This window comes from Microbacterium sp. NPDC077644 (assembly GCF_040702785.1).
Lineage (GTDB): Bacteria > Actinomycetota > Actinomycetes > Actinomycetales > Microbacteriaceae > Microbacterium.
On the sequence record NZ_JBFBME010000003.1, the window covers coordinates 184,963 to 211,354 of the forward strand.

Genomic DNA, 26,392 nt, shown 5'->3' on the forward strand with positions numbered 1-26,392 from the left:
TCTGCAGGTCAGTAGTGCGGTGGAACGTCGCGCAGGAGCTGCTCGTCGTTCGCGCCCTTCGCCCCTCGCTGCTCCGGGCGCGCCGACTTCGGCGGCACGTCGGGAGCCGGATCCGTCCCGGGAGCCGGCGTCAGCCGTGCTCGGCGGCTGCCGGGGACGCGGATGATCCGCTGTCGCTCCGGTTCTGCGGCAGCCGTGGCGGCATCCCGATCAGGCATCGCCGGGGAGGTCGATCGGCTGGGTATCGGTCTCCGCCCTGACCGCGTCGGCGGCGATATCGAGGACGGCCGCGATCCGGGATGCCGCGGTGACCGGGTCACTGTACAGGTCGAAGGCGTGCACCCTGACGTAGTGCCATCCCAGGCGTCGCAGGACGTGCGGGCGCAGGCGCAGGCTCTCGCGCAGGGAGTCGCCCAGCGTCTCGGGGTCGGATTCGATCACGACGGCCTTGCCGCCGTGCTGCGCCACCAGCGGCAGCAGGCCGCGGTAGTCGACGTCGACGGATGCGCCCAAGCGTCGCAGCTCCCTGGCCAGCGCCAGCGTCAGCGGGTCGGCGAGGTCTTCCAGGCGCGAGTCGCGGGCACGCGCCGCGAGGCCGCCGAGGATCGACATGAGCGTGGCGGCGCCGTACTCAAGGCGCCCGTCGTCGAACGAGGACGGCCGGATCGACGACACGATCACCATCGAGCGGCGAGCACGCGTCATCCCCACCGTCAGCAGGCGCTCGCCGTCCGCGGTGGACAGGTCGCCGAAGTCGCTGAGCACACGTCCGTGCTTGGTGAGGCCGTAGCCGAGCGAGAAGATCACGCGGTCGCGGCTCTCCGCCACCGACTCCTCGAGGGTCAGGACGGCGAAGGGCTCGGCGGTGTCGCGGCCGACGAAATCAGCGACGTCCGACCGGCCGGCGAACGCGGTCGTGACCGCTGCGCGCACGCGCTCCGCATGGCGGGCGCTGGCGGTGATGACCATGAGTGATTCGTTCGGCCGGTGCACGGCGTGCTCGACGACGAGCGTCACCACGCGCGCGACCTCGGCATCGGGGCTCTCGACGGCCCCCGAGACCGGATCGGGAGCGCCGACGCCGCCTTCGACGTAGTCGACCGTGAGGCTTCCGCGACCGAGGTAGGAGCCGGCCCACGGCAGCGAGACGATCTCCCCTCCGTAGAAGGCGTCGTTGATGAGCTCGGCGAGATCCTCGCCGCCGGCGCGGTAACTGCGCGTCAGCGTCATCACCGGCAGCAGTTCGGCCAGACGCTCGAATGCGGACGTCTCGTCGAAGGGAACCTCGGGCTCCCACTCGTCACCGGTGTCCACGGCCATCTCGAACGGCGTCGGACGCTGCGTGACAGGGTCGCCGAACGCGACGACCTGACGGGCGCGGCGGATCGCCGGGGCGGCCTCGGCGAGGTTGATCGCCGCGGCATCCACGAGCAGCACGGTGTCGAACTCGACCGAGTCCGGGATCTCGGGCACGAGATACGGCGACGAGATCCACGCGGGTGCCAGCACGTTCATGAGCGTCGGAGCCGCCGACACGATCTCGGCCGTCGTCGGGCTGCCCTGGGTGAGCGCCCGGCGGAGGTTCTGCGATTCGTCCGGCTCGTCGACGATCGCGATGCGCCACTGGTTCGCCAGCTGCCAGGCCAGCAGAGGCCCGGCCATCGCCGCATGCGCCTCGTCGACCAGCCGGAAGTCGCGCTCGAGGCGATCGACGACGGCGGTGTTCGCGCCGAGCAGCGCCCTGTTGTCCTGCAGCGCGCGCTCGAGGAGCGACTGCCACCACGCGAACTCGAGCTCGTCGGCGACGCGGTCGTCGGCGACGTGGCGCACCGACAGGTCGGCGAGCAGCGGCTCGAGGCCGAGCGTTGCGAGCTCGTCACGGATCGTGGCGCGCTCGACGATGTTGTCGAACACGTCCGAGGTGGCTGCGAGCCCGGCGAGAGTGCGGACGAGTCGTTCGACCGGCAGCGTCGCCAGCGGCTCTCGGCGTCCGAGTGCGGCATCCAGTTCGGACAGCTCGTCGGTGACGCGGTGCCAGGACGCGGCGACCTCCGCGAGGCCCAGCGGAACCTCGGGCGCGACGCCGGCATCGACGAAGCGCTGCCACTGCGTCCGCTGCTGCTGGATCCTCAGCAGCGCCTCGTGCATCTCGGGGATGTGGACTCCGGGCCGGACGTACTCCTTGGCGAGTCGGCGAAGACGCCGCCGGTTGGCACCGGACATCGCCGGTGCGTCCCGGCGCGAGCCGTGGGCCTGGATGAGTTCGCCCAGTGGCCGTTCGAACACCGTCGGGCTGAACCGATCGAGCGAGTCGCGGATGCCCTCGAGCAGACCGAGGTACTCACCCAGCTCGTCGATCGTGGAGAACGGGCGCATGCGCGTCTGCGAGATCAGCGCGTAGCCGCGCTCGAGCAGTTCGGGGACGCTCGTGGCATGCAGGCGTCCGGCGAGTTCGTGCGCGGAGCGGGCGTCCTGCGTGCTGCGGAAGTTGACGCCGTACCAGGGCGAATCCCCCGGGCCGAACCGGAACTCTCCCAGGCGCGCCGCCTGGATGAGCGCGGATGCGGCGCGGCTGCGATCGCCGGCGAGCCGGCGCAGCGTGTCGAAGCTCAGCCGCGCGGTCGTCGACGGCGGGGTCGGCAGCGACGCGAGTCGGGTGAGGTGACGCGTGGCGTCCAGGACCGTCGCATCCAGGCCCTCGATCGGCGCGCCGAGCGCCTTGCGGTAGTCGAGCAGCACCGAGCGCAGGCGCACGAGCGCGTCGTCGACCTCGCTGACCTTCGGCGCCGCCGCCTTCTCGTTGCGTCCGATGGCGCGCACGAGGTCACGGCGGATGCTCCCGGGCGAGACCGCCAGGCTGTCGAGGCCGATCCCGCTGAGCCGGTGCCTGACACCCTCGAGTGTGGAGCGCCGAGCGGAGACGACGAGCACGCGTCGACCGGCGCGGACGAGCTCGCCCAGCGCGTTGATGACGGTCTGCGTGCCGCCGGTCCCCGGCAGGGTCGACACGACCAGCGAATGGCCGGCTGCGATCCGCGCGAGCACGGATTCCTGCTCGGCATCGGCATCCAGGAGCAGCGTGTCCGAGGCGGGCGCGCGCTCATCCGGGCCCGTGACGTGCGGCTGCGGGCGCGACTCGGTGATCAGCTCGCGGTCCGCGACGTGACCGGCGAGCGCGTTGAGCACGCGGTGGTCGAGGCTGTTCCCGTCGCGGGCCATGGATGCGCCGATGTCGGCGAAGGTCGACACCACGAGGCGCGGCAGCACCGTGAAGGTGTCGATCGACTGGGTCGCCGCGCGCAGGCGATCGATCACGGGCTGCGGCTTGAAGATGCCGCCGTCGTACGCGAGGGATGCCAGGGCCTCGGCGTCGATGGTGATGCCGAAGTGCTCGCGCGCGACGCGCACCAGTTCGGGGTTCACGAAGAACGCGCCCTGCAGCTTGAGCTCGTAGTCGGTGTGGTGTCGCCGGATCGCCAGCGGTCGCAGCAACACGGGAGCGGCGAAGTCCGCACCGCCGATCCGCCAGCTCGCGATGCCGACGGCCAGGTGCACGGCATCGATCCCGCGGACCATGCGCAGCTCGGTGTTCTTCGCCGTGATGCGCTCGGCGGCCATCCGGGCCGTGCGCAGCCCGACCTCGTCGCGGAACAGGTTGGACAGCAGGGTCGACTTGCCGGTGATGAACTGCGGCAGGCTCCCGGGGTGGGCCTTCGAGATGTCGATGCCGCCCTCCGGGGTGTCCCGGAAGGTGATCAGGGGCGAGCGTCCGCCGAGGTCGGCGGCCTCGGCGCGGAGCCTGGTGCGTTCAGCGTCGGCGACGTGTGCGATCACCACGGCGGAGGGGTCGCCCTGCTGGTCGCCGATCGTCATCGCGGCTTCCGCTGCTGCGGCATCCGCGGCCTTGTCTTCACGTCGCCACACATACGACAGACTAGGCTCCAGCGCCCTGCGCCCCCTGTATCCTGGGCGGGTTTCACCGGATTGGCCCACTTTTCCTCCACATCGGAGCATGTTTCAGTGGTTCTCCCCCGCTCGCGGATCACCGCCTTCGCGGAACCGGCGAACGCTTCAGAATGGGCTCATGACTTTCCGCTACGACTTCGCCCCCACTCCGTTCGGCGATGCGCTGGTCGTCTTCTCCGACGAGGGGGTCGTCGGCTTCGACCTCTCCGAATCGGCCGACCCTTCGGTGCCGTGGCTCCTCGAGGGCATCTCCAACCGGCTCCGTGCGGTGCCCGTCCCCGATCCGGGAGCCGGTGACGAGCTCGCCCATCTGCTCGACGACTACTTCGCCGGCGCTCCGGTCGCCTTCGACGAGCACCTCCGATTCGACTGGCGTCTCGCAGACGGTTTCCATCGGACGGCGCTGCAGACGATCCTCACGATCCCGTGGGGGCAGACCATGAGCTACGGCGAGGTCGCCGTGCTCGCAGGCAGCCCCGGCGCCGCGCGAGCCGTCGGCACGGCATGCCGGATCACGCCGTTCTCGATCATCGTGCCGGTGCACCGGGTGGTGCGTTCGGACGGATCAGCCGGTCAGTACGGCGCTCACCCCGAGCGCAAGCGCTACCTGATCGATCTGGAGCGCGGATAGGCGACGGGAACCCCCGGCGTGTGGGCCGCCGGGGGTTCCCGCCATCGTCGCGCTGAGCGACGTTCAGTGCGAGCGATGGATCAGTGCTCGACCGCCTTCTCGGCGCCGAAGCCGGTGAGCGAGCGCACCTCCATCTCTGCTGCCAGCTCCCTCGATTCGGTCGCGCGGCTGGTGACCGTGCCGAGCCAGCCGAGGATGAACCCCAGCGGGATCGAGACGATGCCCGGGTTGTTCAGCGGCCAGACGGCGATGTCGATCGTCGGGATCATCGAGGTCTCGGATCCCGAGAACACCGGCGAGAGCACGATGAGGAGGATCGCCGACCCGAGACCGCCGTACATGCTCCACACTGCTCCTCGGGTGTTGAAGCGCCGCCAGAACAGCGAGTACAGGATCGTCGGCAGGTTGGCGGATGCCGCGACCGCGAAGGCCAGTGCGACGAGGAAGGCGATGTTCTGCCCCTGCGCCCCGATGCCGCCGACGATCGCGAGGATCCCGATGACGATGACGGTGCGACGGGCCACCTTCACCTCGGCGTTCGGGTCGGCGTCGACGGGCGTGCCGTCGGCCTTCTTCCGGCCCTTCTGGATCACGTTCGCGTAGATGTCGTGCGCGAACGACGCCGCAGCCGTGATCGTGAGACCGGCGACGACCGCGAGGATCGTCGCGAACGCAACAGCCGAGATGAAGCCGAGCAGCAGCGGACCGCCGAGGTACTGCGCGAGCAGCGGTGCCGCGGAGTTCACGCCGCCGGGGGCCGCCTGGATCACCTCGGGCCCGACGAGAGCGCCTGCTCCGTAGCCGAGCACCAGGGTGAGCAGGTAGAACCCGCCGATGAGCCAGATGGCCCACACCACCGAGCGCCGGGCCTCCTTGGCCGTCGGCACCGTGTAGAAGCGCATCAGCACGTGCGGCAGTCCGGCGGTACCGAGCACGAGGGCCAGGCCCAGCGAGACGAAGTCGAGCGGGTTCGCGCCGTACTGCAGTCCCGGCGCGAGGATCGCGTCGCCCTGCGGAGAGGCCTCGACCGCCGATTCCAGGAGGGTGTTGAGGTTGAAGCCGTTGATCGCCAGCACCCAGATCGTCATGACGATCGCGCCGCCGATGAGCAGGAAGGCCTTCACGATCTGAACCCAGGTCGTGCCCTTCATCCCGCCGATCAGCACGTAGAGGATCATGAGGACCCCGACGACCGCGATGACCACGGACTGGCCTATGCGGCCCTCGATGCCCATGAGCAACGAGACGAGACCGCCGGCACCGGCCATCTGCGCAAGCAGGTAGAAGAAGCACACAGCGAGAGTCGTGATGGCCGCCGCCATCCGGACCGGGCGCTGCTTGAGGCGGAAGGAGAGCACATCGGCCATCGTGAACTTGCCGGTGTTCCTCATCAGCTCGGCGACCAGCAGCAGGGCCACCAGCCAGGCGACGAGGAATCCGATCGAGTACAGGAAGCCGTCGTAGCCGTTGACGGCGATGGCGCCGCAGATGCCGAGGAACGATGCCGCAGACAGATAGTCTCCGGCGATCGCGAACCCGTTCTGCGGGCCGGTGAACGAGCGCCCCGCCGCGTAGTAGTCCGCCGCGGTCTTGTTGTTGCGGCTGGCGCGGATGACGATGAAGAGGGTCACCGCGACGAACGCGGCGAAGATCGAGATGTTCAGGACCGGATTGTTCTCACCGGCGGGAGCGGCTGCGAGATGGACGACATTCATGCTCGGGCCTGCGCATTCTCGAGTTCTTCACGGATCTCCTGCGCTTTGGGGTCGAGCTTTCGATTCGCGAAGGCGACGTACGCCATCGTGATGGCGAAAGTCGTCACGAATTGACCCAATCCGAGCAGCAGCCCGACGGTGATATCTCCCCATACCCGCTGGCCCATGAATTCCGTCGCATAAGCGCCGAGCAGGACGTACACGAAATACCAGATCAGGAACAGCGCGGCGAGTGGAAAGATGAACGAGCGCTGCGTTCTCTTCAGCGTTTGGAAGCGAGGGGATTCTTCGACGGCGATGTAGTCGATTCCCCCCGCCGATTCCTCCGGGATGCGGTCGGTCATGCGGCCTCCTTGCCTCATGCGGATCGTCGCGCGGCAGTGGCCCCGCGAATGGTAGGGTCGACGCTACGACGGGGGCGACGAGGCCGTCACCCCCGAAAGTCGGTACCCCGAGGAGCCCCACGATCGCGCTTGATCCGGACGCTGATCTCGTCGCACAGGCCGTGCGCGAGCTGGCTCAGCGCACCCGGTTCCCCGTGGCCTTCGGCGGGCTGTTCGAAGACGGCGGGGTCACCGTGAGCAGCATCGTGGGCACTCGCACTCACAGCATCGAAGGACTCCGCGTGCGCCCCCAGCTCGGGCTCGGCGGGCGCGCGATGCTCGAGTTGCGCCCGCGGATGACCAGTGACTACGGGGCATCCCAGCAGTTCACCCACGACTATGACGGCTACATCCTCGGCGAAGGTCTGCGCACACTGCTGGCGATCCCGATCGTGGTCGACGGCCGCGCCCGGGGCGTGCTGTACGCGGGTTCATGGCGGGACACCCCGGTCGGGGGCGTCACGACAGCACCGGCGATGACCATCGCAGACCAGATGGCGGCCGAGTTGCGCATCCGCGACGAGGTCGACCGACGTCTGCGGGCGCTGCCTGCCGCTGCGTCGACGTTCACGCCCGCGGATCGGGAGGAGCTCCGTGACAGCTTCGCCGAGCTGCGCAGCATCTCCGCCGATGTCGATGACGCACAGCTTCGCGAACGGCTGGCGCGTCTGGAGAACCGTCTCCTCGCCCTCGCGGTGATCGACGGCACGGCTGCGGCGCCGATCACCGCGCCGATCCCGACCGTGCACCTCTCCCCCCGGGAGAAGGACGTGCTCGCGTGCGCCGCTCTCGGGTCGACGAATGCCGAGATCGCGGCCCGGCTCGGGCTTCGCGAGGGCACCGTCAAGGCGTATCTCGGAACGGCGATGTCGAAGTTGGATGCCTCGACGCGCCACGCCGCGGTTGCGAGAGCACGGCGTGCCGGAATTCTCCCCTGATTCCGATCGTTCCGTATTCCGCAATACCGCAACCGACATTGTCTGCGCCATTCCCGGTGCGTATGCTGGCGGAATGGCCCGACGCATTGTGCACCAGCTCGTAGACGATATCGACGGAACCGTTCTCGGAATCGGAGAAGGCGAGACCGTGCATTTCTCGCTCAACAACACCGCCTATGAGATCGACCTGACGACAGAGAACGCCGACGCTTTCCGCGAGGCGCTCGAACCGTACATAGCGGGCGCACGTCGCGCATCGGCATCCTCCACTCGTACCGGGTCGACGCGGAAGCGGGCGGCCGGATCCCCCGAGACAGCGGCGATCCGCGAGTGGGCGAACGACAACGGCCACAAGGTCTCCGAGCGCGGACGCATTCCGGCCGCCGTCATCGACGCGTACCGCGCCGCCCACTGACCGGCACGTCCTCAGAGGTCGCCTCTGGCTCACAGCCGGGGCGACCTCTTGTCGTGTCTGCTGCGCCCACCGGATCAGGGATAGGCTTATCTCTAGCCAGGCTAACGAAATGAGGGCGAGCCATGTCACACGACACCGCATCCACCGGCCGCACGCGTGTGCGGCGACGCTCCTGGGCGCGCGTGCTCCTTCCCGCCGTCCTGATCGTCGGCTGGTTGGTCGCCGCCGGTATGGGCGGCCCGCTGTTCGGCAAGGTGGATGAGGTCTCGTCGAACGATCAGACGAGCTACCTGCCGTCCTCGGCCGACGCGACACAGGTGCAGCAACGTCTCGGAGAGTTCACCGACTCCGACGCCGTTCCCGCCGTGGTCGTGTTCGTCGGCGACGTTGCCCTCGACGAGGCCCAGCTCGCCGCGATCGACGACGCGATCGCGGAGGCGCCCGACATCGAGGGCATCGCCGATGAGGTCTCACCCGGCATCCGCTCGGATGACGGCATGGCCGTGCAGGCCTTCATCCCCGTCTCCGCCGACGCCGACCTGGGTGACACCGTCTCGGAGCTCGAGAGCCGGCTTCAGGATGCCGCACCCGACGGCGTGAGCACGTATGTCACGGGTCCCGCCGGTTTCTCCGCCGACCTCGTCGCCGGCTTCGCCGGGATCGACGGGCTGCTCCTGGGCGTCGCACTCGCCGCCGTCCTCCTCATCCTCGTCCTGGTCTACCGGTCGCTGCTGCTCCCGGTGGTCGTGCTGTCCACGAGCCTGTTCGCCCTGTGCGTCGCCCTGCTGGTGGTGTGGTGGCTGGCCAAGTGGGAGATCCTGCTGCTGAGCGGTCAGACGCAGGGAATCCTTTTCATCCTCGTGATCGGCGCCGCCACGGACTATTCGCTCCTGCTCGTCGCGCGGTTCCGGGAAGAGCTGCGACACACCGAGGACAAGGGCGCGGCGATCGCCGCCGCGTGGCGGGCTTCCCTCGAACCGATCGCGGCGTCCGGCGGAACGGTCATCGCAGGGTTGCTGTGCCTGCTGCTCAGCGATCTGAAATCGAACAGCACGCTCGGCCCTGTCGCATCCATCGGGATCGTCTTCGCGATGCTGTCCGCGCTCACGCTTCTCCCTGCCCTGCTGTTCGTGTTCGGTCGGGCCGCGTTCTGGCCGCGGCGTCCGGCATTCGAGCCTGATCGGGTCGGTACCGGTCACGGGGCCTCGGGCACCGGGGCCTGGGCGCGACTCGCCCGGGTGATCCGGCGCCGCCCGCGCCTGATCTGGATCGTCACGTCGCTCGTGCTCCTCGCCGGGGCTGCCGGGGTCACGCAGTTGAACGCGTCGGGGGTGCCGCAGTCCGACCTCGTGCTGGGCGCTTCGCAGGCCCGAGACGGCCAGGTGGCGCTCGGCGAGCACTTCCCCGGCGGTTCGGGCAGTCCCGTGTACGTGGTGGTCGCCGAGGAATCGCTGCAGGATGCTGCTGACGTGCTCCTCGCGAGCCCCGGGATCGACGGCGTGACGGTCACATCGTCGGAATCGCCCAGCGGGACGGCGAATGTCACAGCCGAGGGCATCTCGGCCTTCGGCCCGCCGGGCACGCCGGCGCCCGAGCCGACGGTCGTTGACGGGGATGTGCTGCTGCAGGGCACGCTGACCGATGCGGCGGACTCGGATGCTGCCGCCCAGACGGTACGCGATCTGCGTCAGGACTTCGATGGCGCCGACGCTCTCGTCGGCGGAGTCACAGCGACCCAGGTCGACACGAACGATGCGTCGATCCACGACCGCAACCTGATCATCCCGCTGATCCTGGGAGTGATCCTCGTCATCCTCATGCTGCTGCTGCGCTCCGTGCTCGCGCCCGTGCTCCTGGTGCTGACGACGGTGCTTTCCTTCGGTACGGCGATGGGCGTGTCCGCGCTCGTGTTCAACGGCGTCTTCGCCTTCCCGGGAGCCGACCCCGCCGTCCCGCTGTTCGGCTTCGTGTTCCTCGTCGCGCTCGGGATCGACTACAACATCTTCCTGATGACGCGCGTGCGCGAGGAGTCGCTCAGACACGGAACGCGCGAGGGCGTGCTGCGGGGGCTGACCGTCACGGGAGGTGTGATCACCTCGGCAGGGCTCGTGCTCGCGGCGACGTTCGCGGCGCTCTCGGTGATCCCGATCCTGTTCCTCGTGCAGCTGGCGTTCATCGTCGCGTTCGGCGTGCTGCTGGACACGTTCGTGGTCCGCTCGCTGCTCGTGCCTGCGCTGACGTACGACATCGGCCGAGCGATCTGGTGGCCGTCCGGCCTCAGCCGCGGCGAACGCTGAGGCAGCGCCCTCGGCTGGCTGCCTCAGCGGCCGATTGCGCTCAGACGAACACGGGGATCATCGACAGGACGAACCCGACCGCACCGAGCACCGTGAAGACCATCCCGAGCGTGATGAACAGCTTGCGGCTCACCGGCTTATCGAGGCGCGCATGCTCGGGGTCGCGCACACGGACGTATCCTTGGTGCCAGCCGTCAACGACGTGTTCGCGAGCAGTGAGCGGGCGCTCATGGAAGTCGCCACCGGCGAACCATCGCAGCATCGCGTGATCCGCGTGCTCGACGACGGCGATGTCGACGTGTTCCCATCGTCCTTCCGTCAGCGCGATCATCCCGCCGATCACGAGCAGGGGGATGCCGAAACCGAGTCCGACCCAGGACACGACTTCGCCGACGACGGCGACGGTGTCAAGGGCATCCACCTGCTCAGTCTAGGAGGCGCGAGACGGGCGACAGTCGCACCTTTAGCCCTCTATTCGCGCTCGGTCAACCGGGTCCGCATCCGGGTGGCGCCGGCGTAGCATCCGATCACATCGAAAGGAGCAATCATGACCAATCCTCCGATCCCGCAGCTTCCGCTCCCCGACGACGACCGCGTCGCCGATGACGGCATCTCGGAGCCTGATGGCGGGCCGGCCATCGTGGACGACGAGGGCGAGCGCACGATCGATCCCGATGTCGCCGGCGACCGCGTCGACAGCGCCGAAGCCGACCGTCTGGCCGCTGGAGCACAGCCCGAAGAAGGTGCACTGTGAGCGGCATCGGCGACCAGGGTATGCGCCCGGCGGACGTGGAGAAGGCACCCGCCGGCGACGACGGACAGGAACAGCCTGAACAGAGCGACGAACAGGAACAGCCTGACGAGAACAGCGCCGCAGCGCACACCGAACAGGTTCCGGCCGGACGCGCAGGGGCCGATTCCGGCGCAGCCGAGGCGGTGCGCATCGACCCGGACGACGAATCGGACATCCCCGACGTCTCGGAGCTGAACGACACTCCGGGAGTGGGTCCCGGAGACGCTAACAGTTGATCGTGTCCTCGACGTCCTCATCGACGAGCGTGATCCCACCACTGGAGCTCGCCGAGCTCGCGAGGCTCTCCACCCATTGACGGCTGATCTCGGGCGCCTCCGATTCGGCGAAGACGAAGCGCAGCGGGATGGACGGGTGCAGCCAGATCGTGCTGCGCCCGCCGTTCTCCGCGTCTGCGTGGTGCCACGAGAGCGTGAAGCTCTCGTTGCGTCGCAGCTTCGTCGCGATGACGATCTTCAGGTGCGCGAGCGCGCGATCATCGATGTTGATCGGTTCAGCGGAATCGCCGTAGTAGAGGCTTCCCATGACTTCTCACCCTCACGTGGCGGTTCACCGGCGCTGCAGGTCTGCCGGCCCGAAGCCGTGCGCTCGTTCCGAACCTAGCGACCGGTCCCAGCATTCTCGGACGAGACACGACCCGGCGACGTTTCGCGCAGAGAGAGTGCGCTTTCAGTCCCCTCGACCTCTCCGCAGAGTCTCAGACGGCGAGACGCCGTAGACGGCGCGATAGGCCGCCGCGAACCGTGAAGGATGAGCGAATCCCCATGCCCGCGCGACATCGCCGACCGTCGCCGCCCGTCCGCGTGAGAGTTCGCGGTGGGCGCCGTCCAGACGAGCGCGTCGCATCTGTTCGGCCGGGGTGGTGTCCAACGCGCGCCGGAACGCGTACTGCAAACCACGCGTGGACATGTGGACAGCCGAAGCGACGTCATCGACGGTGATGTCGCGGTGAGCGTTCGCGTCGATGAAGTCGACGGCCCGACGCACGGTCGTTGTGGCGGCGCGCCGCTGCGACCTGGCCTCGAGCGCGTCTCCGAATCCCGTGTCGAAGGCGGTGAGCGTGGCCCACAGCGCTTGTCGGCGCAGTCCGGCGACGATCAGCCGGTCATCCGCACGCGCATTCCCCAACGACGAAACGAGGTAGGAGAACGAGCGTTCCCACTGCGCCGCGGCACGTCTTCCGACCGGTCGGAGGTCCTTCAGCCGGAGGCGGTAGTCCTCGTTCCCGCTCATCCGGCGAGCGATCGTCTGAGCCGCGTTTCGATCGAAGATGAGCGCGCGGACCTTGGCGGTGTGGTTCCATCGGGCCCACACGGGCCGGCCGTCGGTCAGCCAGGGAAGACCCGCATCGAGGCTGTCACGTCCCGATCCCACCTCGGCGGCCGGTGCGTCGACCCGGCACACGAGGAGCTGATCCTCAGGCTCGACCACCGAATGCACGTCCGCGCGCAGTTCGTACTCCACCACCGTGAGGTCTGCGAGGCCCGCGGACGACCAGTGGAACGCGAAGCGATCCGGATCCACCTTCTGCAGGTTCGCCGAGGGGACGAACGTCTGCCAGGTCTCTTCGACCCGCGTGGCGTCCGTCGAGGTGAAGCGCAGTGTGGACAGCATCCTGGTTCTTCTCCTTGCAGACAGGCCTCCTCGGACGATAGCCGAGCTTGCATGCCTCAGCGGACATAGCTGGAACACCGTGCGCAGGTCAAGCTCCTTGTCGTGGCCGCCCTGCGGGACGACACTGCTCCTATGACCGTTCGTCGGGCGCGACACATCCATGCGCGTTCCGCGCTCAGAAGCGCAGCAGCCACCGCGACCATCGCTTTCGCGGCCGTGCTCACCGCGGGCTGCGGTATCACCGTGCCGACGGATCCGAACGGCACGCTCGACGCCGTCAGCGGCGGAACGATCCGTGTCGGAGTGTCGCCCGATCCCGGGCTCGTCGCGGTTGACGGCGAACAGCCGCACGGGCCGCTCGTCGATGTCACCGAGGACTTCGCCGACTCGATCGACGCACGAATCGATTGGACGGTATCCGCGGAGGAGACGCTGATATCGGACCTCGAATCCGGTGACATCGATCTCGCGATCGGCGGCTTCACCGACGGGACGCCGTGGACAGACCGGGCGGGAATCACACGGGGCTACAAGAACATCGAGGGGGCGGACGGTCGCTCGCTCGTGTTCCTCGTCCCACTCGGCGAGAACGCCTTCCTATCCCGGCTCGAAGTCTTTCTCGATGGGGAGGTGGGCTCATGAGACCCGCCCACCAGTTCGGTCGTGCGGATCTTCCCGAGGAGCAGCAGGTCGCGCTGAAGAAGGCGGTGTTCTGGGAATGGTTCACGATCGCCTACACCAGCTGCACGATCGCGCTCGTCGCGTTCGTCGTCGGCAATTCGCAAGCGATGCGAACGGCGTGGATCGAGGACATGCTCTCCCTCACCCCCCAGGTCGCCTTCCTCGTCGCCCTCATCTTCGTGCGCCGACGCCCCGACAAGAAGCATCCCTACGGCATGCATCGGGCGATGGGGGTCGGTCATCTCGTCGCCGGCGTCGCACTCTTCACCGTCGGGCTGAACCTCGCCGTGGAAGCCGTCTCCGGACTCATCGCCGCCGAGCATCCGACGATCGGGACGGTGCGGATGCTCGGACACACCATCTGGCTCGGATGGCTGATGGTCGCGGTCATGGTGCTCGTCGTGGTCGGTCCGGTCTTCATCTACGGGCCGGCGAAGGCGCGGCTCGCGCCGGTGCTGCACAATAAGCTGCTCTACACCGACGCCGACATGGCGAAGGCCGACTGGCAGACGAACGCGGCGTCGATCGTCGGCGTGCTCGGCATCGGAGTCGGCGTGTGGTGGCTCGACGGAGTCGCCGCGCTGTTCATCTCGCTCGGCATCATCCACGACGGCTTCCGCAACACCAGGTCGGCCGTCGTCGACCTCATGGACCAGCGCGCGACGACGTACGACGATGATGGACCGCATCCGCTCGCCGCCCGGATCGTCGCCCTGCTCCGGTCCCTGCCGTGGGTTGCGGATGCCGCCGTGCGGATGCGGGATCAGGGACAGGTTTTCCACGTCGAGGCCTTCGTCGTCCCCCGCCGTCGCCGGGTGGCCCTGCGACGGATCGATCAGGCATCCGAGCGCATCGCGGCAGTGGACTGGAAGGTGCAGGATGTCGTCATCGTGCCATCGGATCGCCTTCCTGACGAGGCGGACGACGGTCGCTGACCGGACTCTCCCGGCGGCGCCCCCACTGTGCGAGCAGGTAGAGAACTCCGCCGACCGCGAGGAGGATCGCGCCGAACAGCCACACCTGCGGCCGTTGCTGGCTGAGCAGCAGGATGCACGAGGCGACTCCGAGCACGGGGACGAACGTCCAGACGCGGAAGTGGTCGTGCTCGGCGCGGTCTCTGCGCAGCACGAGCACGGACACGTTCGCGCTCAGGAAGACGAACAGCAGGAGCAGCACGACGGTCTCTGCGAGGGTCGCCAGATCGCCGATGAGCGTGAGGAGCATCGCGACGAACGAGGTCGTGAGGATGGCGACCCACGGAGTCTTCCGCCGAGGAAGCACGCGAGAAAGCGCACCGGGCAGCAAGCCCTGCTCCGCCATCCCGTAGGCGAGCCTGCTGGCCATGATCATCGTGAGGAGAGCGCCGTTCGCCACGGCGATGAGGGCGATCAGGCTGAACAGCCACGACGGAATGCCGGCACCCGTCGCCTCCACGACGGCGAGCAGCGGCCCGCTGGAACCGGCGAGGTCCTCGGGCGGCAATGCGGCCGAGCTGGCCAGCCCGACGAGCACGTAGACGACCCCGGCGGTGATCAGCGCGGTGAACAGCGCCTTCGGGTAGGTCTTCGACGGGCTCTTGACCTCTTCGATGACGTTCGCCGACGTCTCGAAGCCGACGAAGGAGTAATAGGCGACGATCGCGCCGCTGAGAACCGCGAATCCCACCGCCGTGCCCTCCGGCGCCTGGGTCACGCGTCCGAGGTCTCCCCCGCCGCCTGCGACGAAGAGACTCACGACGACGATCACGATCACCAGTCCACTCACCTCGATCGCAGTCATCACGAGGTTCGCGCCCATCGATTCCCGGATGCCTCGGGCGTTGAGCGCCGCGACGACGGCGAGGAACACCATCGCCACCGGGATGACCGGCAGATCGACGAACGTGTGCAGATACTCCCCCGCGAAGGCGATCGCGAGGCCGGCTGCGCTGACCACCCCGGCAGCCATCATGCTGAATCCGACGAGGAACGACACGATGCGGCTGTGGAAGGCTCGTTCCGCGAAGACGGCCGCTCCTCCCGCCCGCGGGTATTTCGTGACGAGCTCGGCATATGATCCGGCGGTCAGCAGCGCGAGCAGCAGCGCCAGAAGCAGCGGCGCCCACAGCATGCCGCCCACCTCGCCGGAGAGAACGCCCATGAGTGCATAGATCCCCGCTCCGAGAACATCACCGAGAATGAACGTGAACAGCAGCGGGCCGGTGATGGCCCGGCGCAGTCGTGACTCGTCGTGCGGCCGCGCCGCGACTGAGGCGTCCGGAGTGCTGTTCGCATGCGCATCGTCGGTCATCCTGCGAAAGTAGCGGGGCCCATCGGCCTCGCAAGCGGGCTTGACAACTCGCGGGACGGCTCGAGCCGCCGCTGTCAACCCCGTTCGGTCATCCCGCACGGTGGCGGAGGGTGTAGTCATGCGAGCAGTCACCTGGCAAGGAAAGCGCGACGTTCAGATCAGCGAAGTGGATGACCCGAGGATCGAATCACCGACCGATGCGATCATCCGGATCACGTCCTCGGCGATCTGCGGCTCGGATCTGCACCTGTACGAGCTCCTCGGTCCGTTCCTCGACCGCGGCGATGTCCTCGGCCACGAGCCGATGGGTGAAGTCGTCGAGATCGGCAGCGAGGTCGTCGAGCTCGCGGTCGGCGATCGGGTGGTCATCCCGTTCAACATCTCGTGCGGTCACTGCTTCATGTGCCGCCGAGGTCTGCAGTCGCAGTGCGAGACCACTCAGGTGCGGGAGTACGGCAGCGGTGCGGCGCTGTTCGGATACACGAAGCTTTACGGCCAGGTGCCCGGAGGCCAGGCGGAGTACCTGCGTGTGCCTTTCGCCGACTACAACCACGTGCGGATCGGCGCCGATCTGCCCGATGACCGGTATCTGTATCTGAGCGACATCCTGCCGACGGCGTGGCAGGGCGTGCAGTACGCGCAGGTGCCCGAGGGCGGCACCCTCGCCGTGCTGGGCCTCGGCCCCGTCGGTCAGTTCGTCTCCCGTGTGGGGACGCACCTCGGGTTCCGGGTGCTCGCCGTGGATCCGGTTCCGGAACGGCGCGCGATGGCCGAACGTCACGGCATCCTCACCTATGACCTGACCGACGATGTCGTCGATGAGCTGCGCGATCTGACGGACGGCCGCGGCGCGGATTCCGTCGTGGACGCCGTCGGACTCGAGGCGCACGGCGCTCCCGGCGTGAAGTTCGCGCAGCAGGCGGTCGGGCTCCTCCCGGATGCCGTGGCCCGGGTCGCTCTCGAGAAGGCGGGTGTCGATCGGCTGACGGCGGTCTACGCCGCCATCGACGTCGTGCGCCGTGGCGGCACGGTCTCGCTCAGCGGTGTGTACGCGGGCGATGCGGACATCCTGCCCATGAAGACGATGTTCGACAAGCAGCTGAGCCTGCGGATGGGCCAGTGCAACGTGAAGCGGTGGATCGACGATCTGCTGCCGCTGGTCGAGGATCCCGCAGATCCACTGGGCGTGATGGATCTGGCGACGCACCACGCACCGCTCGAGGACGCTCCGGATCTGTATTCGACCTTCCAGCGCAAGGAGGACGGCTGCATCAAGGTCGTCCTAAATCCCTGAGCCGAACCGAAGAGAGGACAACACCATGAGCGACTCCCAGACGTCTGACCAGACACCCGAAGAGCCACAGCTCCCCGACGAAGAAGAGATGCCGACTTCGGACGAGATGACGGAGCCGAGCACCGAGAAGGATCCCGACGAGGAGCCCACAGCCCCGACTCGCGACGAGCCGGAGCCCAGTCACGAGGCGGTGGGCATCGGCATCATCGGTCGCCCGCAGGTCGAACCGGACGAGGCCGAATCCTCGGAGTAGCCCCTGTGGCGCCGGAGGATTCTCTGCGGAGGCGGGGGCTGGCTAGACTGTTCTGGCCAGCCTCTGTAGCTCAATGGAAGAGCAGTTGCGTCCTAAGCAAACGGTTGGGGGTTCGAGTCCCTCCAGGGGCACCGCCTCTTTCTCGCTCTGACCAGGGATTTCTTCTGAGGTCAGACCACAGAAATGGCATTTTTGGCCGCATTTTGGCCGCATTTGAATCTCCTATGAGGCCGAAAAGGGGTCGCGGACGAGGCTCTACAAGGGGCTTCATCGAGCGTCTTCAGGCGTCGAAATCGAGCATCTCGGCCGTCGCGTGCGCTGTCGCAGAACTGAGCAATCTGCTCCCGGCGCTCACGTCGGTCGGGCGTAGCGTTTCTGCGGCCCCGTCGGCAGCGCGATCAGCGACATGGCGGCATTCAGCCGAGATGCGACGGCATCCAGATCGTCATCGAAGAGATCGGCGTAGGTGTCCAGCGTCATCGCCGCCGACGCGTGTCCGAGCATCCGCTGCACGGCCTTCACGTTCGCACCCGAACTGATCGCCAGCGAGGCGGCGGTGTGCCGGAGATCGTGCGGGGTGACCCGCGGGATCGACGGATCGATCGCCTGCGCCCGGCGAACCGCGTTCGCGAACCAGCCCTGCGCACCCGAGTTGCGCATGTGGTTGACCCCGTCGCCGAACAGGAGACCCTCGGGCCCCTTGCCGGCGCACGCCTGCTCGATCATCGCGGCCAGACGCTCGGGGTACGGCACCGAGCGCTTCTCGTGCGTCTTGGGCGTGCCGACATGGATCTCGTACGCGATCATCACCGCGTTCTCCTCGATGACGAAACGCCGGCGCAACCGGTTGACGCTGCGCACCCGCAACCCCGTCGCCTCGCCCCAACGCAGACCGGTGTACGCCAACGTCAACACGAGCGTCGGATGCGCCGAGCACGCCGCCAGCGTCGCCACCTGGTCATGCGTGAGGTACACACGGCGCTTGCCCGGACCCTTCCGAGGAAGGCTGCGGATATGGCGGGCCGGGTTGCTCGCAAGCCGGCGATCGTCGATCGCGACATCGAGGATGCCGGCGAGGACGCCGAGCGCGCGCAGCACGACGGTGCGAGATCGCTGCGTCGCGAGGTCGGACACCCAATCCTGGACCTCCGAGCGTCGGATCGACCAGATCTCCCGCTCGGCCCAGACCGGAGCCACATGGTTCTTCCACGCCCGCTCGAGCGTCGTGTAGTACGACGGCTTCGACATCGGCGGCCGCTTGGAGCGCAACCAACTGTCCGCGAACAAGACGACCGGAACGCGGGACGTGGACGGATCGACGTACTCGCCCTTCGACTTCGACACCGTGACCAGCGACAGGTATAACTCCGCGTCGCGCATCGTCGTGAAGCCGCGCTTCTGCGCCTCGGAGCGATCCGGCTTGCGATAGCGCACGCGGTACCGACGACCGTTCACCGTTTCATATGACGTGATGGTGCCCATCTCGACCTCCGCTCGATGCCGGCCTGCTGGTCAGTATCTGCCTAGTCTCGGACACCCGCTCAGCACCGTCAACGACACCGACAACGAATGTGGATAGATGCAGGAAGACGTCGCCAAGTGGCGTTGAGGAGGACCGGGGCGCCTCCCTCCGACGCCGAGAGTGTAGCGATCGGGCACGGCTCCGTTCTCGCCGCTCACTCCTTGCAGACTCCGCGCTGACGCGCTCCGCTTAGCAGCCGTTCGACGCCGCGCACTGCGCCGCGCCCGATCGCTGAGGCGGCTGGGTGTCGGGGCGGGCCGCCGTGAGGTCCGGGCTTGTCAGCGCATACCCGCTACCAGAGTGGAACCGCGTTTCGCCCGGCTCAATGGTCTCCTCATTCGGCGGGGCAGTCGCGGTCGGCGGCCCTGTCGAAGTCGGGGACGGGCCGGTTCCGCGCGTCTCCAGCCGTCGTGGCAGGTCCGTTGCGTTCGATGTCGTCGATGAGCCAATCCATCTCGAGGATCTCTCGGCGTTGAGCTTCGCTGATCTCGACGGCGAGCTGGCACACTCGGATGTCTTGAATCTGCGCTCGTTCAGATCTGGTGATCGCAAGAGAGTGGTGGGGAATCATGGCTCGCATGTACGCGGTGTCGTCGACGGTGACCTGGCTGCGGTCGAGGGCGACGCCGCCTCCGAGTAGGAGCATGCTGATGATCACGACGGCGACGTTCGCTTTGGTGTTCTTGTACATGTTCAGCATCCAGGCGAGCATGACAAGCCCCATAGCGCCTCCCATGGTGAGCGCCATGAACACGCGGCTCTCGCTGAAGCGGATGTGTCCCCATTCCCACACTCCGGCGAACATCGTCCAGTACATCACCACCATGCCAGTGAGGATCATCGCCGCAAATCGCAGATACATCTTCAGCGGGCCGCGCTTCTTTTGATCCGCGTGTCGGTCGCTTCCTTCGTGCGTGTTCTGCGACATGTGAATCACCTCTGCCTCTGGATACGTGCGGTGGTCTCGCAGAGGTCGGCGCAGTCCAGGTTTGTGCAGTTGCACTTCGTGAGCTCTGCGAGCATCTCCTCACTCGGATATCCATCGGCGCATGGGGTGCAGACCTTGATGCAGTCCACGAGCGCTTTCTGGTCAACCTGGCCCCCGTCCTTCGAATGGGTGCGAAGCATTTCCGCCGCGACAGTCATGATCGTCCTCTCGTCATCTGGGAGCTCAAAAGATACGATCGCCGAGATGGCCCCGGGAACCCGTTGAATACCACGGGAGGGCATGGTAATGCCTCAGCCCTCACGGTCCAGGTTGTGTCTCGCTGATCCCCGTGGTCGTGTGCGGAGGCGTCCGCAGGATCAGTGCCGTGGCTATGATGACGATGATCACTGTGATGTCGTAGCTGGCGATCGTGTAGGTCCACCAGGGGCTGTCGGTCGATCGAGCGTCGGTCACCAGATGCGCGAGCGCAAGGAGCGGGCCGGTGGCCAGGAGCGCGTATCCGAGACGAACGAGACGTCGGTGTGTTCGGACCGGATCAGTAGGCGGTTGGGAGCTGGCGCGGTTCATCGGAATATCGCTCCGATCGCGAGGAAACTGGCGGCGGCGAGGAGGACGACGGCCATCGTGGCGACCGCGATGAAGAACGTGAGATTCTGCAGCGGGTTCTTGCGCTTATCCATGGTCACTGGGCGGGGCTGAGGACGTTCGTGCCGCCGGTGGATACTTCGACGATGCCGCGGTCGTCGACGAGGATGATGCGGTCGTCGACGACGGTGAGCGCTTGGACCGCGCCCTGCAATGATTCCAGTTGCTGCCAGGCGCCGCTGTCGTCTTGTGACCACAGGACGCCGTCGGTACCGGCGCCGAGCAGTGCGCCGTCCGTGCGCGCTTCCAGAGCGTAGAGAACGGGAGCCGCGTCGACGGGCGTGAATGATTCGCCGCCATCGGTGCTGACGAGGACGCCTTCTTCCGCTGCGGCGTAGACGCCGGACTCGGTGACGGCGAGGTCAGCGGCGCCGAGAGGTACACGCTCTGTCCAGGTGTTTCCCTCGTCGGTGCTCGTGAGCAGGTCTACCTGGCTGGAGGGGATGCCGTAGAGCACGCCGTCCGGCCCTGCGGTGAGGACGTGGAAGTCGGTGGTCCCGTTGAGGGCGATCGGGGACCAGGAGTTCCCGTAGTCGTCGCTGCGGATGATGCCGAGGTTCGGGGCTCCGAGTTCAGCCGGGGTGTTGTCCCCGGGATGTCCCGACGCGAACAGCGAATCGTCAGAGACGGTGAACCCCATGGCGTCGAAATCGTGTCCGCCGATCGGTCCGGAGATCGTCCCGTCGGGGGCGAGAGTGAAGATGCCGTTGTGCGTGGCGACGAACAGGTCGTCGCCACGCGGGTCGGCGGCGATCCCGTGGATGTGATCGATGCGGGGTGCCGAGTCGGGGTCTCCGAGCGGTGCGGCGGTGCATCCGGTGATGATGACCGCCAGGACGGTCGAAGTGGCGGTGGTCAAGAGGAACGAGCGTTTCATGATGGTTTCCGGTGGCGGCCGTGGGACGGCCTGGCTTCGACGTCGCGCAGCAGGAGCGCGACGATATGCAAATCGATGTCGCGGTGCGACAGGTGGCAAGAAGGGCGGGCCGATCGATCGTCGGCCCGCCCGGGGCGTCCTAGAGCTGTCCCAGGAGTTCCTGCATCGTGGCGATCTCCGCAGTCTGAGCGTCGATAACCTGCTGCGCGAGGTCGAGGACGTCAGGGTTCTGCCCGTCGTCAAGGGCGGTCTGCGCCATGTCGACAGCGCCTTCGTGATGCACGATCATCTGCTCGAGGAACAGGCGACCGGCCTCGGCGGCGTCGGCATCCTCCAACAGGGTCATGTCCTCTTCGGACATCATGCTGTCGTCACCGCCCATGGCCCCATGGTCCATGCCGCCCATCGAGCCCGGGTCGTAGTCGACGCCCCAGTCTTCGAGCCATCCGAGCATCGTGTCGATCTCCGGGCCCTGCGCGGCCTTGATCTGCTCGGCGAGTTCGACCACGCGTGAGTCGGCCCCGTCCTTGGCGAGCAGGATATCGGCCATGTCGATGGCCTGCTGGTGATGCGGGATCATCATCGTCACGAACATCTCATCGGCCTCAGTCGCCGTCGAAGCCGACGACGACTGGGGTGAAGAGGTGGTCTGGCTGGATGGCGCAGTGCTGTTGTCAGCGCACCCGCTGAGCGCCAGCGCGAGGGTCAGGACGCCGGTGCTGACAGCGAGGGGGAGCTTTTTGTTCATGATTGTTCCTTTGATAAGTCGTTGTGAGGTCGCGAATATCGACGCCTGACGGCGCCACGAAGCCGACCGTTCAGGGTCGGCGGCGATTACTCAGGTGCGACTTATCGAAAGGAACGTGAGCGAGGGAGCACGGGGAAGAACACCGGACGCGTCCCATCTCATCCGGCTCATGACCCGTTGAAGGTTCACGCTGTGACCGCGGCTCAGCACCGGAGGAAGAAGCAGAAGAAGGCCGGAAAGCAGCGCGAGCACACAGGCCGTCAGCATGTCGTGGTCGCCCTGCCCGTGCCCGGTCATCGCATGACAGGAGCCATCGCACGAGATGCCCGCGCTGTCAGCGCCGCCCGTCGCAGTGACGTGATCGCCGCCTGCCACAGATGCTGAATGGGAGAGTCCGGACGCACCGTGCCCGGCAGGTTCCGCGGTGAAGGTATGCATCGCCAACAGCCCGACGATGACCATGAGCGTGGCCGCGCCGAGTGTCAACAACGCGCGCAACGACAACTGCGGGCGTGCGCTGCGGAACGCGAGATGCATGCGGGGACCCTCCATCCTGCTCAGGATGCTAACACCGCGGACTATGTGCATCATCGGGGTTAGCGGCCGACCTGCACGGATAGCGGACATCGTCCGCAAAGCATTGACCGTCGTAACGGAATACCCCCCAGGGGTATAGTGTTGTGGGCGGGGAGACACCATCCGCACACCGATCGAGAGAAAGAGGAACCGCGCATGCCCGACTCCACCACGGGATCCTGCTGCAGCCACAACGCCGTCGCCGTCGAAGGACGCAAGGATCTCCTCGCCCGGTCGGCCGATCAGTGCGCCGAATGCCCCGTCATGGTGGGCAGCACGGTCGTTAAAGCCGATGCGGAAGCCGCAGGCCTGTTCCGCGACTACAACGGTGAGCGGTACTACTTCTGCTGCGCCGGATGCGGACCCGCCTTCGACGCAGACCCGACCAAGTACGTCACTGCCACCGCCTGAATGGCATCACTCGCGCGGATCCGCGGCATGGATTGAGCCCGCACGATTCGTCAACCCGAGGAGGATAGGACCATGAGCACCCCGCACCACGAGGGCACCGAGCACGCACACGCCGCTGGCGATCACACGGCACACGCCCACACCCCGTCGAGCCCTACCGTGGCGACCGCCGCAGCGCACGGTTCACCGACGGGCCATCAGGTCGGGCCGCATGAGCATCCCGAGCCGATGTCGCACGAAGGCCATAGCGCGCAGTCGGGGCACGATGGCCACGCAGGACACGGCGGCCACGCAGGACACGGCGATCACGTGGGACAGTTCCGCCGGCTGTTCTGGATCATGCTCGTTCTTGCCGTCCCCACCGTCGCGCTCTCCGGGATGTTCGCGATGATCGTCGGCTACACCCTCCCCGACGTTCCGGGCCTTGTCTGGGTGTCGCCCGTGCTCGGCACAGTCATGTACGCCTGGGGTGGCAAGCCGTTCCTCATCGGCGCGATCAGCGAGCTTCGGTCTCGCCGGCCGGGGATGATGCTCCTGATCGGTCTGGCCATCACGGTCGCGTTCGTCGCCTCCTGGGGCGCCACCCTGGGCATCCTGCACCATGAGCTCGACTTCTGGTGGGAGCTCGCCCTGCTCATCGTCATCATGCTGTTGGGGCACTGGATCGAGATGCGCTCCCTCGCGCAGACCACGTCTGCCCTCGACTCGCTCGCCGCTCTCCTGCCAGATGAGGCGGAACGTGTCGAGGACGACCGGGTCGTGACGGTCTCACCTGCCGAACTCATCGTCGGCGACGTCGTGGTGGTGCGACCCGGTGGGAGTGTCCCCGCGGACGGACGCATCGTCGATGGACGCGCATCGATGGACGAGTCGATGGTCACCGGCGAATCCCGCACCGTGGAGCGCAGCGTCGGCGACCAGGTCACGGCCGGAACCGTAGCCACCGATTCGGGGCTTCGGGTGGAGATCACCGCGACCGGGGATGATACGACCCTGGCCGGCATCCAGCGTCTCGTGACGGAGGCGCAGAGTTCCTCGTCCCGCGCGCAGCGCCTCGCCGACAAGGCCGCCGCGTGGTTGTTCTGGTTCGCTCTCGGTGCTGCGGCGATCACCGCGATCGTGTGGACGCTCATCGGGTTCCCCGATGCGGCCGTCATCCGCACGATCACGGTGCTGGTCATCGCCTGCCCGCACGCATTGGGCCTGGCGATCCCGCTGGTCGTCTCCATCGCCACCGAACGCGCAGCGCGCGGAGGCGTGCTCGTCAAGGACCGGCTCGCCCTGGAGAGCATGCGCACAGTCGACACGGTCCTGTTCGACAAGACCGGCACCCTCACCAAGGGCGAACCCGTCGTCTCCGAGGTCACCGCCATCGACGGCACGGACCCCGACCGGATTCTCGCCCTGGCCGCGGCCGCCGAAGCCGACAGCGAGCACCCCCTTGCGAAGGCCATCGTCCGCGCGGCTGCCGACAAGCAGCTCACCGTCCCGCGCAGTGCGGACTTCACGTCGTCACCCGCAGTGGGCGTCACCGCGACGGTCGAGGGAACAACCGTACGCGTCGGTGGACCGCACCTGCTCGCCGAGGAGAGCGCGGACGAGCTCCCGGTCGCCGATCGATGGCGCGCAAATGGCGCGATCATCCTCCACGTCACCCAAGACGGCCGTGTCGTCGGAGCCCTGAAGCTTGCCGACGAAGTGCGTACGGAATCTCGCGAGGCCGTCGACGCCCTCCACTCGCTCGGGGTTCAGGTCGTGATGATCACCGGCGACGCCGAAGCCGTGGCGCACACCGTCGCCCAGGACCTCAGTATCGACCGTGTCTTCGCAGGGGTCCGGCCCGAGGATAAGGCGGCGAAGGTTCAGGAGCTCCAGAACGAGGGGCGGAAGGTCGCGATGGTCGGTGACGGCGTCAACGACGCCCCCGCCCTCGCGCAGGCCGACGTCGGTCTCGCGATCGGTGCCGGCACAGATGTCGCGATCGCCTCCGCCGGCGTCATCCTCGCCAGCGACGACCCCCGTTCAGTGCTCTCCGTGATCGAACTGTCCCGAGCCTCGTACCGGAAGATGAAGCAGAACCTGTGGTGGGCCGCCGGCTACAACCTCATCTCCGTGCCCCTCGCCGCCGGAATCCTCGCCCCCATCGGCTTCGTGCTTCCGATGTCGGTCGGAGCGATCCTCATGTCGTTGTCCACGATCGTCGTCGCCCTCAACGCACAGCTGTTGCGCCGACTCGATCTGCGGCCCGACACCACGACCCGCGCCATCCTGAATCGATGACGCCCCCCGGAGATCCAGATGACTGATACCGCCGACCCCGCAACCTCCGGCGACCACGGTGAGCACGGGTACATCACTGACAAAGCCCGCTATCTTGCCCGTCTCAAGCGCATCGAAGGACAATCGCGCGGTATCCACCGCATGGTCGAGGACGAGAAGTACTGCATCGACATCCTCACTCAGATCTCCGCGCTGACCAGCGCCTTGCAGAGCGTTGCTGTCGGACTTCTCGAAGAGCACCTGCGCCACTGCGCGGCAGATGCAGCGCGGGCCGGCGGGGACATCGCCGAAGAGAAAGTGCGTGAAGCGTCTCAGGCGATCGCCCGCCTCGTGCGCTGAGCCGTTTCAGATCTGGCGATGCGCAGACCGCACGACAACACGATTCGTTCGGCTGTTCTAATTGGTGTGGCTAAGCCTGCAATGGCCTAATCTCGCGCGCGCCTGTACTCGAAGACACCGTCCCTGCCCTGAGCTTTGAATAGGTCATAGAGCACGCCGTCGTGATCGATGATGGGCTTAGGTTCCCCGTCAGGCTGGAGCGGGCAGAGGACAGATTCGCCACCTTCAGTCGCCGCCTCATCGTCGTGCAGAACCGCGATATACGTTTCAATCGACATACCGCCACGCTACCCGCGGCACGTCGTACTCGTCTGCGCTCTTGGTCGTGGCGCGCCTGCGTCTCAGTCGACCTCTTCGTCCAGTTCCCGACGATTCTGACGAGTCGGGTGGAAGGTATGGATGTCGACGAGCGCGGGAAGACCGGTGAGATCGGCGGGGCCGGCCATCGTCTGGAGAATCTCGGCGGTGACCTCGGCGTCGTTTGCTTCACCGACCCATACCGGTGACGCGCCGGCGCTTCTGCCGTCCGCATCGGGGATGATGACGACGACGTTGGAATGCTCGCAAGCATCGAGACACCTGCTGACGGTGACCGCTACCTTCGTACCGGCGGCATTTCTGATCTCGCGCAGCTGTGCAGCGTGGTCGGTGCCGGGGTGCTTACGCCGGCTGCCGCAGTCGCCGCCCCGGCACACCACAACGATCATCTGATCCTTGGGCGTCGCCTGCGTTCGGCGCTTCTTCTTTGCCATCTGAAC

The 26,392-nt window shown here is 67.2% G+C and carries 29 protein-coding genes and 1 tRNA gene; 14 read left to right on the forward strand and 16 right to left on the reverse strand.

Annotation, left to right across the window (positions count from 1 at the left end; genetic code table 11):
• Positions 1–8: 8 nt before the first annotated feature.
• On the reverse strand, positions 9–218 hold the full coding sequence (locus AB0269_RS12920; RefSeq protein ID WP_366211677.1) for a hypothetical protein: 210 nt from the start codon (positions 216–218) through the stop codon (positions 9–11).
• A complete protein-coding gene (locus AB0269_RS12925; RefSeq protein WP_366211857.1) occupies positions 211–3,873 on the reverse strand; it encodes an AAA family ATPase in 3,663 nt (1,220 codons plus the stop codon). The genes AB0269_RS12920 and AB0269_RS12925 overlap by 8 nt, the downstream gene beginning before the upstream one ends.
• Positions 3,874–4,084: 211 nt before the next feature.
• Here AB0269_RS12925 and AB0269_RS12930 point away from each other — a divergent pair, with 211 nt between their 5' ends.
• Positions 4,085–4,597, forward strand: coding sequence for a methylated-DNA--[protein]-cysteine S-methyltransferase (locus AB0269_RS12930; protein WP_366211678.1), 513 nt, complete (start codon positions 4,085–4,087; stop codon positions 4,595–4,597).
• Positions 4,598–4,677: 80 nt separating this feature from the next.
• On the opposite strand, the gene AB0269_RS12935 is transcribed toward AB0269_RS12930, so the two are convergent.
• Together AB0269_RS12935 and AB0269_RS12940 are read right to left on the reverse strand one after the other, a co-directional pair.
• Positions 4,678–6,312, reverse strand: a complete 1,635-nt coding sequence (locus AB0269_RS12935; protein WP_366211679.1) for a cation acetate symporter — start codon at positions 6,310–6,312, stop codon at positions 4,678–4,680.
• The gene (locus AB0269_RS12940; protein WP_366211680.1) at positions 6,309–6,656 is read right to left on the reverse strand and encodes a DUF485 domain-containing protein; all 348 of its coding nucleotides are present in this window, start codon (positions 6,654–6,656) and stop codon (positions 6,309–6,311) included. The genes AB0269_RS12935 and AB0269_RS12940 overlap by 4 nt, the downstream gene beginning before the upstream one ends.
• A 122-nt stretch (positions 6,657–6,778) precedes the next feature.
• Between AB0269_RS12940 and AB0269_RS12945 the strand changes: the two genes are divergently transcribed.
• The 3 genes from AB0269_RS12945 to AB0269_RS12955 all read left to right on the forward strand — a co-directional run bounded on the left by AB0269_RS12945 (position 6,779) and on the right by AB0269_RS12955 (position 10,345).
• Positions 6,779–7,633: a LuxR C-terminal-related transcriptional regulator gene (locus tag AB0269_RS12945; RefSeq protein WP_366211858.1), complete on the forward strand. Its 855-nt coding sequence runs from the start codon at positions 6,779–6,781 to the stop codon at positions 7,631–7,633.
• Positions 7,634–7,706: 73 nt separating this feature from the next.
• Entirely contained in the window at positions 7,707–8,048 is a 342-nt protein-coding gene (locus AB0269_RS12950) for an Lsr2 family protein (RefSeq protein WP_366211681.1), read from the forward strand.
• A gap of 122 nt (positions 8,049–8,170) precedes the next feature.
• Complete coding sequence (locus AB0269_RS12955) at positions 8,171–10,345, forward strand: MMPL family transporter (RefSeq protein WP_366211682.1); 2,175 nt, start codon at positions 8,171–8,173, stop codon at positions 10,343–10,345.
• Positions 10,346–10,385: 40 nt separating this feature from the next.
• Here AB0269_RS12955 and AB0269_RS12960 read toward each other — a convergent pair whose 3' ends face one another.
• Positions 10,386–10,766 (reverse strand): hypothetical protein, encoded by a 381-nt coding sequence (locus tag AB0269_RS12960; RefSeq protein WP_366211683.1) that lies wholly within the window; start codon positions 10,764–10,766, stop codon positions 10,386–10,388.
• Between the two features lie 126 nt (positions 10,767–10,892).
• Here AB0269_RS12960 and AB0269_RS12965 point away from each other — a divergent pair, with 126 nt between their 5' ends.
• Together AB0269_RS12965 and AB0269_RS12970 are read left to right on the forward strand one after the other, a co-directional pair.
• Positions 10,893–11,099, forward strand: coding sequence for a hypothetical protein (locus tag AB0269_RS12965; protein ID WP_366211684.1), 207 nt, complete (start codon positions 10,893–10,895; stop codon positions 11,097–11,099).
• Positions 11,096–11,374 carry a hypothetical protein gene (locus AB0269_RS12970; protein ID WP_366211685.1) on the forward strand — a complete coding sequence of 93 codons (279 nt, stop codon included), beginning with the start codon at positions 11,096–11,098 and terminating at the stop codon, positions 11,372–11,374. Before AB0269_RS12965 ends, AB0269_RS12970 begins: the two co-directional genes overlap by 4 nt.
• Here AB0269_RS12970 and AB0269_RS12975 read toward each other — a convergent pair.
• Positions 11,364–11,681, reverse strand: coding sequence for a hypothetical protein (locus AB0269_RS12975; protein ID WP_366211686.1), 318 nt, complete (start codon positions 11,679–11,681; stop codon positions 11,364–11,366). The two genes, AB0269_RS12970 and AB0269_RS12975, sit on opposite strands and share 11 nt — an antisense overlap.
• 144 nt (positions 11,682–11,825) lie before the next feature.
• Positions 11,826–12,770, reverse strand: coding sequence for an AraC family transcriptional regulator (locus AB0269_RS12980; protein ID WP_366211687.1), 945 nt, complete (start codon positions 12,768–12,770; stop codon positions 11,826–11,828).
• A 132-nt stretch (positions 12,771–12,902) separates the two neighbouring features.
• On the opposite strand from AB0269_RS12980, the gene AB0269_RS12985 reads away from it, so the two are divergent.
• The gene (locus AB0269_RS12985) at positions 12,903–13,412 is read left to right on the forward strand and encodes a hypothetical protein (RefSeq protein ID WP_366211688.1); all 510 of its coding nucleotides are present in this window, start codon (positions 12,903–12,905) and stop codon (positions 13,410–13,412) included.
• Complete coding sequence (locus AB0269_RS12990; RefSeq protein WP_366211689.1) at positions 13,409–14,386, forward strand: cation transporter; 978 nt, start codon at positions 13,409–13,411, stop codon at positions 14,384–14,386. Before AB0269_RS12985 ends, AB0269_RS12990 begins: the two co-directional genes overlap by 4 nt.
• On the opposite strand, the gene AB0269_RS12995 is transcribed toward AB0269_RS12990, so the two are convergent.
• Positions 14,337–15,740 (reverse strand): APC family permease, encoded by a 1,404-nt coding sequence (locus tag AB0269_RS12995; RefSeq protein WP_366211690.1) that lies wholly within the window; start codon positions 15,738–15,740, stop codon positions 14,337–14,339. The genes AB0269_RS12990 and AB0269_RS12995 overlap by 50 nt on opposite strands.
• Before the next feature lie 118 nt (positions 15,741–15,858).
• On the opposite strand from AB0269_RS12995, the gene AB0269_RS13000 reads away from it, so the two are divergent.
• The 3 genes from AB0269_RS13000 to AB0269_RS13010 all read left to right on the forward strand — a co-directional run bounded on the left by AB0269_RS13000 (position 15,859) and on the right by AB0269_RS13010 (position 17,418).
• On the forward strand, positions 15,859–17,034 hold the full coding sequence (locus AB0269_RS13000) for a zinc-dependent alcohol dehydrogenase (protein WP_366211691.1): 1,176 nt from the start codon (positions 15,859–15,861) through the stop codon (positions 17,032–17,034).
• Between the two features lie 25 nt (positions 17,035–17,059).
• Positions 17,060–17,287 carry a hypothetical protein gene (locus AB0269_RS13005; protein WP_366211692.1) on the forward strand — a complete coding sequence of 76 codons (228 nt, stop codon included), beginning with the start codon at positions 17,060–17,062 and terminating at the stop codon, positions 17,285–17,287.
• 59 nt (positions 17,288–17,346) lie between these two features.
• Positions 17,347–17,418, forward strand: a tRNA-Arg gene (locus AB0269_RS13010).
• A 220-nt stretch (positions 17,419–17,638) separates the two neighbouring features.
• Here AB0269_RS13010 and AB0269_RS13015 read toward each other — a convergent pair.
• From AB0269_RS13015 to AB0269_RS13045, 7 genes are all read right to left on the reverse strand, one after another.
• A complete protein-coding gene (locus AB0269_RS13015; protein ID WP_366211693.1) occupies positions 17,639–18,769 on the reverse strand; it encodes a tyrosine-type recombinase/integrase in 1,131 nt (376 codons plus the stop codon).
• A gap of 374 nt (positions 18,770–19,143) precedes the next feature.
• Positions 19,144–19,650 carry a DUF305 domain-containing protein gene (locus AB0269_RS13020; protein WP_366211694.1) on the reverse strand — a complete coding sequence of 169 codons (507 nt, stop codon included), beginning with the start codon at positions 19,648–19,650 and terminating at the stop codon, positions 19,144–19,146.
• Positions 19,651–20,055: 405 nt separating this feature from the next.
• Entirely contained in the window at positions 20,056–20,211 is a 156-nt protein-coding gene (locus tag AB0269_RS13025; RefSeq protein WP_366211695.1) for a hypothetical protein, read from the reverse strand.
• Positions 20,212–20,321: 110 nt separating this feature from the next.
• The gene (locus tag AB0269_RS13030) at positions 20,322–20,444 is read right to left on the reverse strand and encodes a hypothetical protein (RefSeq protein WP_366211696.1); all 123 of its coding nucleotides are present in this window, start codon (positions 20,442–20,444) and stop codon (positions 20,322–20,324) included.
• Complete coding sequence (locus AB0269_RS13035; RefSeq protein WP_366211697.1) at positions 20,441–21,262, reverse strand: F510_1955 family glycosylhydrolase; 822 nt, start codon at positions 21,260–21,262, stop codon at positions 20,441–20,443. The genes AB0269_RS13030 and AB0269_RS13035 overlap by 4 nt, the downstream gene beginning before the upstream one ends.
• A 157-nt stretch (positions 21,263–21,419) precedes the next feature.
• Entirely contained in the window at positions 21,420–22,028 is a 609-nt protein-coding gene (locus AB0269_RS13040) for a DUF305 domain-containing protein (RefSeq protein ID WP_366211698.1), read from the reverse strand.
• A 90-nt stretch (positions 22,029–22,118) separates the two neighbouring features.
• The gene (locus AB0269_RS13045) at positions 22,119–22,565 is read right to left on the reverse strand and encodes a DUF6153 family protein (RefSeq protein WP_366211699.1); all 447 of its coding nucleotides are present in this window, start codon (positions 22,563–22,565) and stop codon (positions 22,119–22,121) included.
• Between the two features lie 195 nt (positions 22,566–22,760).
• Between AB0269_RS13045 and AB0269_RS13050 the strand changes: the two genes are divergently transcribed.
• The 3 genes from AB0269_RS13050 (at position 22,761) to AB0269_RS13060 (ending at position 25,634) form a co-directional block, all read left to right on the forward strand.
• A complete protein-coding gene (locus tag AB0269_RS13050) occupies positions 22,761–23,015 on the forward strand; it encodes a YHS domain-containing protein (protein WP_366211700.1) in 255 nt (84 codons plus the stop codon).
• Between the two features lie 228 nt (positions 23,016–23,243).
• Positions 23,244–25,295 (forward strand): heavy metal translocating P-type ATPase, encoded by a 2,052-nt coding sequence (locus AB0269_RS13055; RefSeq protein ID WP_366211859.1) that lies wholly within the window; start codon positions 23,244–23,246, stop codon positions 25,293–25,295.
• An 18-nt stretch (positions 25,296–25,313) separates the two neighbouring features.
• The gene (locus tag AB0269_RS13060; RefSeq protein WP_366211701.1) at positions 25,314–25,634 is read left to right on the forward strand and encodes a metal-sensitive transcriptional regulator; all 321 of its coding nucleotides are present in this window, start codon (positions 25,314–25,316) and stop codon (positions 25,632–25,634) included.
• A gap of 341 nt (positions 25,635–25,975) precedes the next feature.
• Here AB0269_RS13060 and AB0269_RS13065 read toward each other — a convergent pair whose 3' ends face one another.
• A complete protein-coding gene (locus tag AB0269_RS13065) occupies positions 25,976–26,386 on the reverse strand; it encodes a (2Fe-2S) ferredoxin domain-containing protein (protein WP_366211702.1) in 411 nt (136 codons plus the stop codon).
• Positions 26,387–26,392 lie beyond the last annotated feature (6 nt).